The sequence below is a fragment of the Peptostreptococcus sp. genome, from assembly GCF_036639115.1.
GTDB lineage: Bacteria > Bacillota > Clostridia > Peptostreptococcales > Peptostreptococcaceae > Peptostreptococcus.
The window spans coordinates 542,524-558,375 of the sequence record NZ_JAVWJH010000001.1; the positions used below are offsets into that span (position 1 = coordinate 542,524).

Sequence of the window (15,852 nt, forward strand, 5' to 3'; positions counted from 1 at the left end):
ATAAATGAAAAAAGACAATAAAATCAATAAAAGATAAATGGATGAGAGAGGCTGATAAAATCAATAAAAGATAAATGAATGAAATTAAAAAGATAAAAATAAAATAAGTTTTTCGAATGCATCTTTTATTGTATGTGTATGATTTCAGGGGAGTATTTTTGAATAAAATAAAATTAAAAAATAATTACAGAGTCTATAATGCGATACTTGAAAATCTGTAGATGTATTTTGAAAAGGTATATCTAGATGAAATCATATAGATATAGCTATAATGTAAAAGTAAAATACACTAAATGTTGAAATTATTCAATTATAAAAAAATCTGTTTAAAAAAGAAAAAAATAATACTTGTAAACAAGCAAAAATATATAAATAAAAGGTTTTTTAAAATTTATAATCAATTAAATAAAAGGGTATTCTGTATACAAAAGTTTTAAAACATATTTTTTATAAATATATAGTAAGATAGGAAAGAAAATTACTAGTGTAGAAAAAGATTATTCACATATTACAATAAATAAATCTTTATTATTTAGAATATAAAAAGTTTATAATAATCTGAAAAAAGTCCTTCTATGAAAGTACATTTTATATAATTGCAAAAAAGAGCGTTATATAGGAATGAATGAGTAAAAATATGTCAAAAATGAAAGTATCATAAAAATAATATCATAAAAAAGCGAAAAAGACTTGCAAATTAACTTATAAGCAATTATAATAATATTTAAGCAAATGAATGAATAAAAAAAAGACTTGCATAAGTGAAATTATATATGAAAAATAAGAGTTAATTAATAGGAGGTTAGTGTAATGTGTGTGATTGATAAGATTCAGGGAAGAGAATTAAAAATTGTTGATACTACTTTGAGAGATGGAGAGCAGACTGCTGGAGTAGTGTTTGCAAATAGTGAAAAAATTATGATTGCAGAAATGTTAAGTGATCTAGGCGTAAATCAGCTTGAAGTTGGAATCCCTACAATGGGCGGAGATGAAAAAGAAGCGATAAAGCAAATAGTAAAAAGAAACCTAGATTCTAGTATTATGGCATGGAATCGTGCAGTAATTGGCGATGTTCAGCAAAGTATCGATTGTGGCGTAGATGCAGTAGCAATTTCTATTTCTGTTTCTGACATACACATTCAAAACAAGTTAAAAACTTCTAGAGAATGGGTTTTGGAACAAATGGTAAAGACTACTGAATATGCTAAGAAAAATGGGTTATACGTATCAGTTAACGGTGAAGATGCATCTAGAGCAGACGATGATTTCTTGATAGAGTTCATTGAATGTGCAAAAGAGGCTGGTGCAGATAGATTTAGATTCTGTGATACAGTAGGTGTTATGGATCCTTTCTCAACTAGAAATAAAATAGAAAAAATACATAAAGCAACTGGTTTTGATATAGAAATGCATACTCATAACGATTTTGGTATGGCTACGGCAAACGCTATCGGGGGAGTATTAGGTGGAGCAAACTATGTAGGTGTAACAGTAAATGGTCTAGGTGAAAGAGCAGGAAATGCGGCTTTGGAAGAAGTGTTGATGTCTCTTATTCATGTATTAAAATATGAATCTAATATAGACACTAGAAAATTTATAGAACTGTCTGAATATGTTTCAAGAGCTTCAGGAAGAGAAATACCTGCTTGGAAGGCAATTGTCGGTAGCAATATGTTTAGACATGAATCTGGAATCCATGCTGATGGAGCATTGAAAAATCCAAAGAACTATGAAGCATTTGATCCAGCAGAAGTTGGGCTTGAAAGACAGATTGTAATAGGAAAGCACTCAGGTAAAGCAGCTGTAATTAACAAATTCAAAGAATTTGGTGTAGACATAAGTGATGAAGATGCAAACTTGGTTCTTGAAGAAATAAGAAGAACTTCTGTAAGACTCAAGAGATCTTTATTTGATAAGGAAATTGCTTCAATATACAAGGGTGTATTAGCTGAGAAAAAAAAAGGAATAATTAGGGCAATATAAAATGAATTTAAATTTAAAGGGTGTTATTCTCTGAGAATGATGCCCTTTATTAAAATATTTCACAGCAAGGCTGTTGAGTAATGTTTGGATATTATATTGATTAAAATATAGATATATAAATAGGGTATATCTAAAAAAATATTATAGAAGGTGATTGTTTTGGGAAAAAATATAGTAGAAAAAATATTGTTAGAACATTTGGTAGAAGGTGAATTGAAAAAAGGGACTACAGCAGGGATTAGGATTGATAGAACTCTTACACAAGATTCCACGGGTACTATGGCTTATTTACAATTGGAGGCTATGGGAATAGACAAAGTTAAGACAAAAAAATCTGTTGCATTTATAGATCATAATATGCTTCAGCAGGGGTTTGAAAATGCAGATGACCATAAGTTTATACAAACTATTGCAAATAAGTATGGTATATATTTTTCAAAACCAGGAAACGGCATATGCCATCAGGTGAATTTAGAAAGATTTTCTGTACCTGGAGATACACTTTTGGGTTCAGATAGTCACACTCCTACAGCAGGTGGAGTAGGAATGCTTGCTATAGGTGCAGGAGGGCTAGATGTTGCCCTTGCAATGGCTGGCGAGGCCTATTATATCAAGGTGCCTCAGGTGATCAAGGTAGAGCTAAGTGGAAGATTAAACCATATGGTATCTTCTAAGGATATCATATTGGAAGTATTGAGAAGACAAACTGTAAAGGGTGGAGTAGGCAAGGTATATGAATATGCTGGTGAAGGATTGAAGAATCTTTCAGTACCTCAAAGGGCTACTATTACTAATATGGGAGCTGAATTGGGAGCTACAACTTCAATATTTCCAAGTGATGAAAAAACAAAAGAATTCTTTGTAGCACAGGATAGACTTGAGGATTGGAAGGAACTATTGGCAGATGAAGATGCTAACTATGATGAAGTCATCAAAATAGATCTAGATAAACTAGAACCTATGGTAGCTGCTCCTCATAGTCCTGATAATATTAGAAGATGTAGAGATGAAGGAAAGATAAAAATAGATCAAGTAGCAATAGGAAGTTGTACAAATTCATCATATGAAGATTTGATGAAGGTATCAAAGATTTTAAAGGGAAGAAAAGTTGCGGATAATGTGAGTTTGGTAATAGCACCAGGTTCAAGACAGGTAATGGAAATGATTGCTAGAAATGGAGCACTTGGAGATATTATAAGCTCAGGAGCTAGAATTCTTGAAAATTCTTGTGGACCTTGTATTGGTATGGGACAATCCCCAGGTACAGATGCTGTGAGTATAAGAACATTTAATAGAAATTTCTATGGTAGAAGTGGGACTAATTCAGCACAGGTATATCTTTCAAGTCCAGAAGTAGCAGCTGTAAGTGCAGTATATGGATGTCTAATGGATCCAAGAGATGCGGAATTTGAAGTAGACTTTGACGGTATAGCTGTAGATAACTTCCTGATAGATGACAGTATGATAATTGCGCCTAGCAAAGATCCAGAGAGTGTGGAGATTGTAAGAGGTCCGAATATAAAACCATTCCCATTAAATACAGCATTGGAAAATAATTTGGATGGAAAAGTTATAATAAAAGTTGAGGATAATATCACGACAGATCATATTATGCCATCTAATGCAAAATTACTCCCATATAGAAGTAATATACCTTATCTATCAAAATTCTGTTTTAGTACAATTGATGAAGGTTTTGCTGAAAGATCTCTTAGTAATAAGGGTGGATTTATCGTAGGTGGAGATAATTATGGTCAAGGATCATCAAGAGAACATGCTGCACTTGCACCACTTTATTTAGGAATCAAGGGTGTAATTGCAAAGAGTTTTGCAAGAATACACAAGGCGAATTTAATAAATAGCGGTATTTTGCCGATGGAATTTGAAGATTTAGCAGATTATGACTCTATAGATCAGATGGATGAATTATTTGTAGAAGATATATTTGATGGAATTAAGTCTGGAAGATTGAAGATAAAAAACAAGACGAAAAACAATGAATTTTTTGTAAAGGCTATGCTCAATCAAAAGGAGATAGATATGTTAATGGCTGGAGGAAAGCTAAATAGCATAAAAATGAAGAAAAATTAGTACTCAATTATATAAGAGTGAAATTAATAGTACAAAAATGTTTAAAATAAAAAGTTAAATAATTCAAAATATAATTGGAGGTAAAAAATGTATAATATTACTCTAATTCCTGGAGATGGAATAGGTCTAGAAGTAACGAAAGCAATGAAGAAGGTAGTAAAAGCCAGTGGTGTTGATATAAATTGGGAAGAAGTAGCAGCAGGAGAAAGTGTTATTGAAGAATACAACACGCCTCTTCCTGAGTATGTATTAGATAGTATCAAGAAAAACAAGATAGCTATTAAAGGACCGATTACTACACCAGTAGGTAAAGGATTTAGAAGTGTCAATGTGGCCCTTAGAAAATCTTTGAATTTATATGCAAATGTAAGACCTGTTAAAACTTTTGATGGTATCAAATCAAGATATGAAAATATAGATTTGACTATTATAAGAGAAAATACAGAAGATTTATATGCTGGAGTAGAGCATATGATCGGAGATGTAGCAGGAGAAAGTATAAAAATAATAACAAAAGAAGCAACTGATAGAATAGTTCAGTTTGCATGTGATTATACAAAGAACAATAATTACAAGAGATTATCTTGTGTTCACAAGGCAAATATAATGAAGTTATCAGATGGATTGTTCCTTAGAGAGTTTGACAGAGTATGCGAGGAAAATAAAATATTTAGATTAAACGGAGAAGATGCAGCAGCTAGAAAGTACTATGCAGATGATGTAATAGTGGATGCAGCAGCTATGAATTTAGTTTTGACTCCTGAAAATTTTGATGTTCTTGTAATGCCAAACCTTTATGGAGATATATTGTCAGATTTATGTGCAGGTCTAGTAGGAGGTCTTGGGATAATTCCAAGTGCCAATATAGGTAAAGAATGTGCAGTATTTGAGGCAGTTCATGGAAGTGCACCTCAGATAGCAGGTCAAAACATAGCAAATCCTACTGCTATAATTCAATCAGCAGTAATGATGCTAAACTATATAGGAGAAAATGAAGCTGCAGATAAGATTGACAGAGCATTAGTAGAAATATTTAAAAAATCTGATGTTCTTACAGTAGACTTGGGTGGTAACGCAAGTACAGAGGAGTTTGCCGATGAACTATGCAGACTCATAGAAAATTAATATTGCCTAATCAATCACTATAATACACAATAAAGGGAAGTTGGATATTTCAACTTCTCTTTATTTATGTTGAAAATATTATTGGATTATATTAAAAACGCAATTAAAAAAGATTAATAAGGAGGATTATTTTAGATCCTAAAATAAAAAAAAGAAGTCTCTGAAATGTAGGGCATAGTACTTTAAAAAGATAATAACTTTAAAAGTCATAAAAAATAATTGATTAAAATAAAAAAATACAAGAAGAGCCTAGATAAAAAATCATATAAAAAAGAATATGTAAAAAGAATATAAAAAAGAATATATAAAAAGAGTATGTAAAAAGAATATAAAAGGATAGATATAATATATCCGAAGATGTGCATAGATAGTAAAAAGCTATATCAAGTGAATATATCTATCAAAAGACGTATTTCTATTGAATTTATATATCATTTTACTTATAATTAGAATGATGAAATATATGGTGGTCAAGTTTGCCGTATAACTATAGAAAATAAAAATAATTTTGTTTGGTGGAGGTGTAAAATGAAAGTTCTTCATGTAAGTGCTCAAAAGCCGGATTCTACGGGTAGTGGAATATATTTAAGCGGAATAATAAATGGTATGAAGGCATTGTGCGAAAAACAGGCTTTGGTAGCAGGGATAGATAGAGAAGATTGTATAAATAGTATAGAAAAAAAATATAATAATGAAGTTGATTTTTTTCCAGTAGTCTATAATTCTGGAGAGCTGGATTTTAATGTTCCTGGTATGAGTGATAATATGCCATATTCTAGTACTAGGTATATGGATATGGATGAAGATATGGCAGATACTATGAGGTTTGCTATTAGAGAGGCTCTACTACGGGCTACAAGGGATTTTAATCCGGATATAATAGTATGCCATCATCTATATTTTGCGACATCTATAGTCAGAGAATTATTTCCAGATAAAAAAATAGTTGCAATTTGTCATGGTACTTGTATAAGACAGATGAAAAGGATAGATTTTAAGAAAGATTATATAAAAGATAATGTAAAGAAGTTAGATATGATATTTGCTCTTCATGATGAGCAAAAAAATATAATACAAGATGTATATGAAATAGAAGAGTCTAAGATAAAAGTTTTGGGAAGCGGTTACGATAGCTCTGTTTTTTACAATAAAAAATATAAGAAAGAAGGACCTATAAAAGTTTCGTACGCTGGGAAGCTTTCTTATAGTAAGGGATTATTACCTTTTATTGAGGCAATAAATAGCTTGGATTATCCAACTGACATGTTGGAATTTGTATTTGCGGGAAATGGTAGCCTTGTAGATGAATGTAGAGCTATTAAAGAGTATGGAGCAAAGAGTAACTATAGTATAGATTTTATTGGAAGGGTTGATCAGTTTAGATTATCTGATGAATTAAATAAATCTGATATATTTGTATTGCCATCATATTATGAAGGCCTTCCTTTAGTAATATTGGAGGCTTTGTCTTGTGGAAACTATGTGATATCTACGGATGTCGATGGAGTAAAACAATGGTTAGGCAATAAAGTAAACGATAGTGGGCTGATCGATTATGTTGATTTACCAAAGATGAAAGAAGTATCTCTCCCATATGAAGAGGAAATTCCAATGTTTGTAAAAAGGTTAAAAGAGTCTTTAGAAAAGGCGATTGAGTATAGAATATTGGATAGAGAAAAATATCTAAGTATAGAAGAACTATCTTGGAATGGTCTAGCAGCTAAGCTTTATGATTATCTTATGATTGTAAAATAGAAATTTAATCAAACATCTATTCTCGTTATATAATATAATAAGGATAGATGTTTTTAAATAGCAAATTATTTCAGTTTTAATTAAAAGGATAGATAACAAAAATAGGAAAATAGAAATAATAAGAGATAGATAGAGAAGTAATGAGATATAGATATAAAAATAGAAGTTGAAAGAAAGTAGATATCGCAAAGAAAAAATAAGTTCAGAAAAAATAAAAGCTTAAAAAAGTCTAAAAAATATAAATAAATATAAATAAAAAAAGTACAGAAGAAATAAATAAGAAAAGTATAGAAAATAGGAATCTAGAAAATAAAGTAATGACATGAAAATAGAATAAGACTTGCTTTAATTTAAGAAAAAAGAAAGGTGAAATAATAGATGGATAATACGCAGTATGCAATAATAGACTATAGAATGGATCTTGAATGCAGAAAAAACATAGAAAAACTAGGCATAAGACTTATAAATTCTTATAAAAATGAGAATGTATATGAAGCTATAAATGGGCATGTTGATATAAATATATTTCAACTAGGTAAGAATGTATTTGTTTCTCCAGAGTCATATGAATATTATAGGGAAGAATTTATGAAAGTGGGATTAATCGATCGTATTAATTTACTAAAAGGTAGAAAAAAATTAGATAGAAAATATCCTAAAGATATTGCCTATAATATGTGTTTTACAGGAAGGTATGCCATTGGAAGCCTCGAAAATATAGACATTACGATATTAAATTTTTTGGAAGAGACTGTTAAATTTTCCAAAGTGAATGATAAGAAAAATAATAATGAAATAGAAATAATAGATATAAATCAAGGTTATGCTAATTGTTCAATTTGTCAGATCGATGAAAATTCAGTAATCACTTCTGATAAAGGCATATCAAAAGAATTGAAAAAGAAAAATATTGATGTATTAGAAATTTCGCAAGGGAATATTGACCTATTTGATTTTGATTATGGCTTTATAGGAGGAGCATCTGCATCAATAGATGATAGAGTTTGTTTCTTCGGGGATATAATCAAACATCCAGATTATTCATCAATAAAAGAGTTTGTAGAAAGTAAAAATAAAAAAATCTTATCATTGTCTAATCAAAAGTTGATAGATTATGGAGGATTGATAATTATATAGTCATTAGTAATTCTATAGTTAAAATGTATACACTTTATTCTAACAGCTCCATATGAATTCAATAATCTACTAATAAAATAATGAGGATATTTTGATTTATATGAGGATAAAACTATAAAATATATGACAGCAGAATATGAGAAGGTATAAAATCGGACATGAAATAAAAATCTAAATATAAAAAATATGTCTGTGATATAATATAGATAAAAATTTTGTAAATATTCTATTATTTTTAAAAAAAACTTGAATTTTTTTTTCCATTGTGTTAGTATTAAATCAATATAAATAATAAATGCATTGACAAAGGAAGAGTAAGATATAGATCGTCTAAAAGAGAAGTGAATCATCGGCTGAAAGTTCACAAGAAATGAGATATCTGAAAACTACCTTTTAGCAGAGTTTAGTAGCTTTAGTGAAAAGACTCGGTTGACTGCCTTAAAGTCTTATCGAGAGGGTGCATTGCATCAACTTGGGTGGAACCGCGATTTATTCGTCCCAATATTTTTATTTGGGGCGTTTTTTTTATACAAAAATTAAATGATATGGAGGAAAATTAAATGATAAAAGTTGAATTAAAAGATGGAAGTTTATTAGAAGTTGAAGATGGCTCATCACTATTTGATGTGGCTCAAAAGATAAGTGATGGATTTGCGAGAAGTGTACTAGTTGGATCAATAAATGGAAGACTTGCAAGTTTAAATGAAAAGTTAGAAGGAGACTGTAAAGTCAATTTCTTTAAGTTTGAAGATGCAGAAGGTACGGAAGTATTTAGACATACAACTGCTCATATATTTGCTCAAGCTGTAAAAAGAATCTGGCCAGAAGTAAAGTTAGCTATAGGACCTGCAATAGATAATGGATTTTATTATGATATAGATTTAGATCATAGACTTGTACCAGAAGATCTTGAAAAAATAGAAGCTGAAATGAAAAAGATCGTAAAGGAAGATTTATCTATAGAAGGATTTGAAGTTCCTAGAGAAGAAGCAATAAAGATGATGGAAGATATCGGAGAAGACTACAAGGTTGAAATGATTAAAGATCTTCCAGAAGAAGAACATATATCAATGTATAGACAGGGAGAGTTTGTTGACTTATGTCGCGGACCACACCTAAAGAGTACTAAGAAGATAAAGGCATTCAAGCTACAAAGTATAGCAGGTGCTTACTGGAGAGGCGACGAAAAGAATAAGATGCTTCAAAGAGTATATGGTACTTCATTTGAAAAGAAAAAAGATCTTGATGCGCATCTTAAGATGTTAGAAGAAGCAAAGAGAAGAGATCATAGAAAGATAGGTAGAGAACTAGATCTATTTATGATACCAGAAGAAGGACCAGGATTCCCATTATTCTTGCCTAGAGGTGTAGAATTAAAGCAAGCTCTTATGAAGTATTGGGAAGAAATACATAGAGAAGATAGATATGTAGAAATAGAAACTCCTATTATACTAAATAGAAGTTTATGGGAAACTTCTGGACATTGGTTCCACTATAAAGAGAATATGTATACTGTTAAGATAGATGAAGAAGATTATGCTATCAAACCAATGAATTGTCCAGGAGCAATGATATTTTACAAGAGTCAGTTACACTCATATAGAGATTTTCCAATGAGAGTTGCTGAAAGAGGTAGAGTACATAGACATGAATTATCAGGAGCACTTCATGGATTGATGAGAGTAAGAGCCTTTACTCAGGATGATGCGCATATATTTATGTTACCAGAACAGATAAGAGAAGAAATTAAGGGTGTAGTTAGACTGATAGATAAGGTATACACTAAGTTTGGCTTCTCATACCATGTGGAACTATCTACTAGACCAGAAGATTCAATGGGTACTGATGAAGAATGGGCAGTAGCAGAAGATGGACTAAGAGGCGCTTTGGAAGAGTTAGGAATGGACTATATAGTAAATGAAGGCGATGGAGCATTCTATGGTCCAAAGATAGATTTCCATTTGAAGGATTGTATAGGAAGAACTTGGCAGTGCGGTACTATTCAGCTTGATATGCAGCTTCCACAGAGATTTGATGCAACATATGTTGGTAAGGATGGAGAAAAGCATAGACCAGTAATGATACATAGAGTTTGTTTAGGTTCTATAGAAAGATTTATAGGAATACTTATAGAAAACTATGCTGGTAAATTCCCAGTTTGGTTAGCTCCTTGTCAGGTAAAGGTAATATCTGTATCAGATAAGTACAATGATTATGCAAATGAAGTAATGTCAAAATTATTTGATCAAGGCATAAGAGTAGAGCTCGATAGCAGAACTGAAAAGGTTGGATTTAAGATAAGAGAAGCACAGTTAGAAAAGATTCCTTACATGATAGTTGTTGGAGAAAAGGAAAGTTCAGAAAAGAATATAGCTGTAAGATCTAGAGATGAAGGTGAATTAGGATCTATGCAAATAGATGAGTTCCTATCAAAGATAGACAAGCAGATAGAAGAAAGAGAAAATGTGGATGTAGAGGTTCTTTAGGACAACTACAGAAAAATCAAAGTTATTAAAACATTTATAAAGCTGCGTTTAAAATTTATAAATTATTAAATTAAAAGCCCCTCAAGTAGTACATGAGGGGCTTTTTTATTATGACAAATGTTTATGTATTAATTTATATCATTTGTATCATGTAATGTTATATATCAAGCAAATATTCACGCCATATATTGGGGGATGACGTGAATATTGTATAGAAAAATATACTGAATTTGGCAAGAAGAATATGGTTAAACTCGCCAAATAATATATTTAACTTTGCGTGATTATTATTTCAAATTCTTGCTACTTTTGACCTTGTAACCAATTAAAAGATTTGATTTAATTAGTATTGGTCTAAGTGCTGAATATATTAGTGTAGCTATCACAACAGTAGTAACTGCATTAAAGAATGTAACGCCTGCGCTTAACTTTGCAAGAACCTCTGCAACTTCAGCAGGTTGACCTAAAAGGTATCTCTTATAAAAATATCCTACAACTGGGTCTGCAATTACATTAAATGCCATTCCGCATATCGATGCTATTAAAGCCCATTTAAATACATATTTCTTATCATTAGTTTCATTAATATGAGCCATTTTATGAGCGATTGCTCCAACTATAAGTCCTATACAAAACTTAAGTATAAAAGTTTTGGGTGCTACTAAAATATAGACTGGATCCATAAGGTCGGCAATTGTCATACCTATAGCTCCTGCCAATCCACCATAGAATCCTCCAAGTAATAGTGCTGCCAAAACTAAGAATACGTTTCCAAAATGTATGGAAGTCATATCTCCTCCACCTGGAATAGGAATCTTAATCTGTAAAAATGTAAAAGTAATAAAACATAATGCTGCAAGTATAGCTGTTTGCGTTAGTTTTGAAAGCTTTTCGCTTTTATTATTCATCTTGCTCTCCTCCATAAAACTATAAATATAAATTATTAGTACATTACAATTTTATTATTATTGCATACAAAAGTCAATAATTTACAGTACAATATGATAAATAGACGAAGTGAACCGATACAATTCTATATATATTAATAATTTTATCAAAAAATCGATGAAAATGATGCATATATTTTCAAAAAAGTATTTTTTAGAAATAAAAATTAAGTGAAAATAAACTAAAATTAGGTCAAATAATCAGTGAGATTAAATATCATTATTAAAAATATATTTTTACGATAAAATGGTATTAATAATGATTATTTGTGGTATTATATTAGAGAGGAATGTTTATTTATTATGGATTATAGAAATTTGATATAGATATAGAATGAAAGATTTAAAAGATTATAAATATATTAAAGTCTATCTATGACCATGTGTATATATGATTTTATATTTAAAAGTTGTTCAATCTATACTAATAGATTGCAGCTAATTAGAGATTTGTTTAGGAGGAAAGATATGTTAAATAGAAATGAAATATGTTGGTGTGGTAGCGGATTGAAGTATAAAAAGTGCCACATGGATTTTGATGAAAAAATTAGAGAACTTGAAATAGCAGGGAACATTGTTCCAGATAGATTTATTATAAAAACACCTAAAGAAGTAGAGATGATCAAAAAAAGCGCAGTTGTCAATACTGGAATTTTGGATCATGTAGCTAAGAATATCAAGGCTGGAATGAGTACAGCAGATATAGATAAGTTAGTCTATGATTATACAGTTGAACACGATGCAATACCTGCAACACTTGACTATGAAGGCTATCCAAAGAGTTGTTGTACATCTATAAATAATGAAGTTTGTCATGGTATTCCTTCAGAGGATATAATTCTAAAAGATGGTGATATAATTAATGTGGACGTATCTACTATAAAAGAGGGATACTTTTCTGACGCATCAAGAATGTTCATCATAGGTGATGCTAGTGAAGAAGCACAGAAGCTAGTGCAAGTAACTAAAGAATGCTTAGAAAAGGGAATGGAACAAGTAAAGCCATGGGGACATATAGGTGACATAGGTGCAGCTATATATGAACATGCTACAGCAAATGGATATTCTGTAGTTACAATGTTTGGTGGACATGGTATAGGTAATGAATTCCATGAAGAACCATTTGTATCTCATGTAGGTAGAAAAGGTACTGGCATGGTAATGGTGCCTGGAATGGTATTTACAATAGAACCAATGATAAATATAGGCAAGCCACAAGTATTTGTAGATAAGAAGAATGGTTGGACATCTTATACTAGAGATGGTTCTTTATCAGCTCAATGGGAACATCAGCTGCTTGTAACAGAAGATGGATATGAAATAATATCACACTAACATTAAGCGATAAAATTAAAAAAATAAAATAGTAAAAAAAGTTGACAATATAAGATATATGCCCTATAATAGACAGAGTAGTGAAAAGAAGTAGAATCCGTTCTCACCTTACAGCACAGAAGTAGCTAGTTTGGTTAAATAAGTGAAGTTAGCAAAAATATTTTGCTATTTTATTTTGAGAATTAAGACGGATTTTTGTCCGTCTTTTTATTTTATTATAAATGAAAGAAGAGGTGCTCTAATATCAGTAAAGAACTAATAATCAACGAGGAAATCAATGCAAAGGAAATAAGAGTTATTTCCGAAAGTGGAGAACAGCTTGGAATAATGAGTTCTAAGGACGCTTTAGAATTAGCAGGTCGCAAAAATTTGGATCTAGTTATGATATCGCCAAATGGGAAGCCACCTGTTTGCAAAATAATGGATTATGGAAAATATAAGTACGAGCAAGCAAGAAAAGAAAAAGAAGCTAAAAAAAATCAGAAGACTATCACTGTTAAAGAGATAAGATTAAGACCAGCGATTGGTGATAACGACCTTAAAACTAAGGCAAACCAGGCAATTAAATTCCTTAAAAAGGGAGATAAAGTAAAGGTTGAACTTAGATTTAGAGGTAGAGAACTTGGACACAAAGATATAGGTAGACAAGTAATGATGAATTTTATTGAGATGTTGAGTGAGTTTGGAGAACCAGTTAAACCCCCTAAATTTGAGGGAAACAATATGGTTACAATTATAGATCCAAAGAAATAGATAATGATTGAGAGGAGGACTTTGTTATGCCAAAGATGAAAACACATAGAGGTGCAGCAAAAAGACTAAGAAGAACAGGAAGCGGAAAGCTTAAGAGAGCTAAGGCTTATAAAGGTCATATACTTACAAAGAAGTCTGCTAAGACTAAGATGAATTTAAGACAGTCAACTTTAGTAAGTGACGGAGATGCAAAGAGAATTAAACAGTTATTACCATACAAGTAAAATATAAGGAAGTGGTATCGAGGAGGAATTATAATGGCAAGAGTAAAAAATGGTATGAATGCCCATAAGAGACATAAAAAGGTATTAAAGCTTTCAAAGGGATACAGAGGATCAAGAAGCAAGCTTTATAAGACTTCAAATCAGTTCGTGATGAAGGCTTTAAGTAATGCATATACAGGAAGAAAGTTAAAGAAGAGAGACTTCAGAAAGCTTTGGATCCAGAGAATAAATGCAGCTTGTAGAATGAATGATATGTCATATTCAAGATTCATGAATGGTCTTAAGAAGGCTGACATAGAAGTAAACAGAAAGATGCTTTCAGAACTAGCTATAGCTGATCCAGCAGGATTTGCACAGTTAGTAGAAGTTGCAAAGAGCAACTTAGCATAATCTTTTATAAAAGAGATAAATAGGTTTAACGTATTGATTTGCGTTAGACCTTTTTTTATTTTGAATTTATAAATATATAGCTGGTATGTAAAAGCACGAAAGAAAATAAAAATAAAGCGAATTAAAATAAAGCGAATAAAAATCAAACAAATAAAACGAATGAAAATAAAGTAAATAAATATGAAAACTTAAGATAAGAGTTGATTCGTTCAAAATAAAAGAAATAAAAGCTCAATAATACAAATTACATTTTGTAAAAATCAAAACTAAATGGAGAATAAAAAGAGAAGTGACGAATAAAGGATTAGTTATCAGTTCTAGAAAGAGCAAAAAATATAAAGTTATATTATAGGTGGAAATATAATTGTAATTATAGAGCATATTCCGACTATTCAGTAACAATATAAAATATATTGTATACAATAAAAGACCGTAAAAATACGATCTTTTATGTATAAGATGATTATTCAGGCAAATTAATTCCAAACTCTATATCAAGTTGTTTGGCCAAATTTTTCATTTCTTCAATAGTCTTTGGAAGAATAGGAACACCATTTTTTATTCTATCTTCATGCTGTTCTTCTTCTTTTTCACCATGGATATAGATTCGATCCTGCTGATATGCCTTTTCAGAGTTTCTTACTTCTTCAAGATAAGTACTCCAATGTTGCTTTATAGTTTCAGGATTACCAAATAGTTTCGGATCAATTGCCATAAAGTAGTGACAGATACCAGATACACCGTTTTCTTCAGAGTGATTTGAAGTAATACCAGAAGATAATATACCAGTTAAGAACTCGACAATCAATGAAAAACCGAATCCCTTATGGCTACCGAATAGCTGAGTGGCTCCTCCCAATGTGTTAAGTCCGCCTGTTCTATCAAAGATACAATCAATAAGATTTTGAGCATCTAAGGCATCCTTACCGTCTTGGTTTACTCCCCAACCAACTGGAAGTTCCAAACCTTTCTTATTTCTTACTTCAACCTTACCAAATGCTACTACTGATGTTGCAACATCAAAGTTGAAATCTACTGGGCTAGCTGGTATTGAAACAGCTATCGGATTAGTTCCCATCATAGGGCGTCTACCAAATGTTGGCACTACTGCTGGGAAGGAGTTGGTCATCGATACACCTATTAAGCCTTCTTTACAAGCCATTTTACTATAAAAACTAGCTATTCCATAATGGTTTGAGTTACGAACACTAACCATACCTATTCCAGACTTCTTAGCCTTTTCTATAGCTATTTCCATAGCGTAATTACCAACTACATGGCCCATAGCCCTGTTGCCTTCTACAACGGCTGATACAGGTGTTTCAAAGGCAATGCTAGGTTGATTCTCCACGTGAATAAATCCCTTTTTAATTTGCTGACGATACATCTCTAGTCTCTGAGATCCGTGAGTATCTATACCATATAAATCTGCTGCTAGTAAAACATCAGTTACTGTGTTGGCATCCTTTTCATTGAATCCATATTTCTGGAAAGCTCTTTGGCAAAAGCTTGTAAGTTCATCTACATTTACTCTTATTGGTTTTGCTTCCATATATTAAGCACCTCTTCCTTATTTAATTTTATATTAAGTATTCTACTACTAATTAATTTTTTTTTCAAGATTGA

The 15,852-nt window shown here is 31.2% G+C and carries 12 protein-coding genes and 1 other annotated feature; of the genes, 10 read left to right on the forward strand and 2 right to left on the reverse strand.

The window, feature by feature from the left end; genetic code table 11:
- The first annotated feature begins 810 nt into the window (after nucleotides 1-810).
- From nifV to thrS, 6 genes are all read left to right on the forward strand, one after another.
- Nucleotides 811-1,983 (forward strand): homocitrate synthase, encoded by a 1,173-nt coding sequence (nifV, locus tag RR561_RS02230; RefSeq protein WP_334309574.1) that lies wholly within the window; start codon nucleotides 811-813, stop codon nucleotides 1,981-1,983.
- 159 nt (nucleotides 1,984-2,142) lie between these two features.
- Nucleotides 2,143-4,074: an aconitate hydratase gene (locus RR561_RS02235; protein WP_332505793.1), complete on the forward strand. Its 1,932-nt coding sequence runs from the start codon at nucleotides 2,143-2,145 to the stop codon at nucleotides 4,072-4,074.
- An 87-nt stretch (nucleotides 4,075-4,161) separates the two neighbouring features.
- Complete coding sequence (locus RR561_RS02240; RefSeq protein WP_332505794.1) at nucleotides 4,162-5,199, forward strand: isocitrate/isopropylmalate dehydrogenase family protein; 1,038 nt, start codon at nucleotides 4,162-4,164, stop codon at nucleotides 5,197-5,199.
- Between the two features lie 528 nt (nucleotides 5,200-5,727).
- Nucleotides 5,728-6,954 (forward strand): glycosyltransferase family 4 protein, encoded by a 1,227-nt coding sequence (locus RR561_RS02245; RefSeq protein WP_332505795.1) that lies wholly within the window; start codon nucleotides 5,728-5,730, stop codon nucleotides 6,952-6,954.
- 378 nt (nucleotides 6,955-7,332) lie between these two features.
- Nucleotides 7,333-8,091: a DUF6873 family GME fold protein gene (locus RR561_RS02250; RefSeq protein ID WP_332505796.1), complete on the forward strand. Its 759-nt coding sequence runs from the start codon at nucleotides 7,333-7,335 to the stop codon at nucleotides 8,089-8,091.
- A gap of 291 nt (nucleotides 8,092-8,382) precedes the next feature.
- Nucleotides 8,383-8,595: a binding site (T-box leader), on the forward strand.
- Between the two features lie 56 nt (nucleotides 8,596-8,651).
- The gene (gene thrS, locus RR561_RS02255) at nucleotides 8,652-10,577 is read left to right on the forward strand and encodes a threonine--tRNA ligase (RefSeq protein WP_332505797.1); all 1,926 of its coding nucleotides are present in this window, start codon (nucleotides 8,652-8,654) and stop codon (nucleotides 10,575-10,577) included.
- A 287-nt stretch (nucleotides 10,578-10,864) separates the two neighbouring features.
- On the opposite strand, the gene RR561_RS02260 is transcribed toward thrS, so the two are convergent.
- Entirely contained in the window at nucleotides 10,865-11,485 is a 621-nt protein-coding gene (locus tag RR561_RS02260) for an ECF transporter S component (RefSeq protein WP_332505798.1), read from the reverse strand.
- 507 nt (nucleotides 11,486-11,992) lie between these two features.
- Between RR561_RS02260 and RR561_RS02265 the strand changes: the two genes are divergently transcribed.
- From RR561_RS02265 to rplT, 4 genes are all read left to right on the forward strand, one after another.
- Nucleotides 11,993-12,859 carry a methionyl aminopeptidase gene (locus tag RR561_RS02265; RefSeq protein ID WP_332505799.1) on the forward strand — a complete coding sequence of 289 codons (867 nt, stop codon included), beginning with the start codon at nucleotides 11,993-11,995 and terminating at the stop codon, nucleotides 12,857-12,859.
- A gap of 261 nt (nucleotides 12,860-13,120) precedes the next feature.
- Entirely contained in the window at nucleotides 13,121-13,612 is a 492-nt protein-coding gene (gene infC, locus RR561_RS02270) for a translation initiation factor IF-3 (protein ID WP_442952312.1), read from the forward strand.
- A gap of 26 nt (nucleotides 13,613-13,638) precedes the next feature.
- On the forward strand, nucleotides 13,639-13,836 hold the full coding sequence (gene rpmI / locus RR561_RS02275; RefSeq protein WP_332505800.1) for a 50S ribosomal protein L35: 198 nt from the start codon (nucleotides 13,639-13,641) through the stop codon (nucleotides 13,834-13,836).
- A gap of 33 nt (nucleotides 13,837-13,869) precedes the next feature.
- On the forward strand, nucleotides 13,870-14,226 hold the full coding sequence (rplT, locus tag RR561_RS02280; RefSeq protein ID WP_332505801.1) for a 50S ribosomal protein L20: 357 nt from the start codon (nucleotides 13,870-13,872) through the stop codon (nucleotides 14,224-14,226).
- 463 nt (nucleotides 14,227-14,689) lie between these two features.
- Here rplT and RR561_RS02285 read toward each other — a convergent pair whose 3' ends face one another.
- Entirely contained in the window at nucleotides 14,690-15,778 is a 1,089-nt protein-coding gene (locus RR561_RS02285) for an Ldh family oxidoreductase (RefSeq protein ID WP_332505802.1), read from the reverse strand.
- Nucleotides 15,779-15,852: the final 74 nt, after the last annotated feature.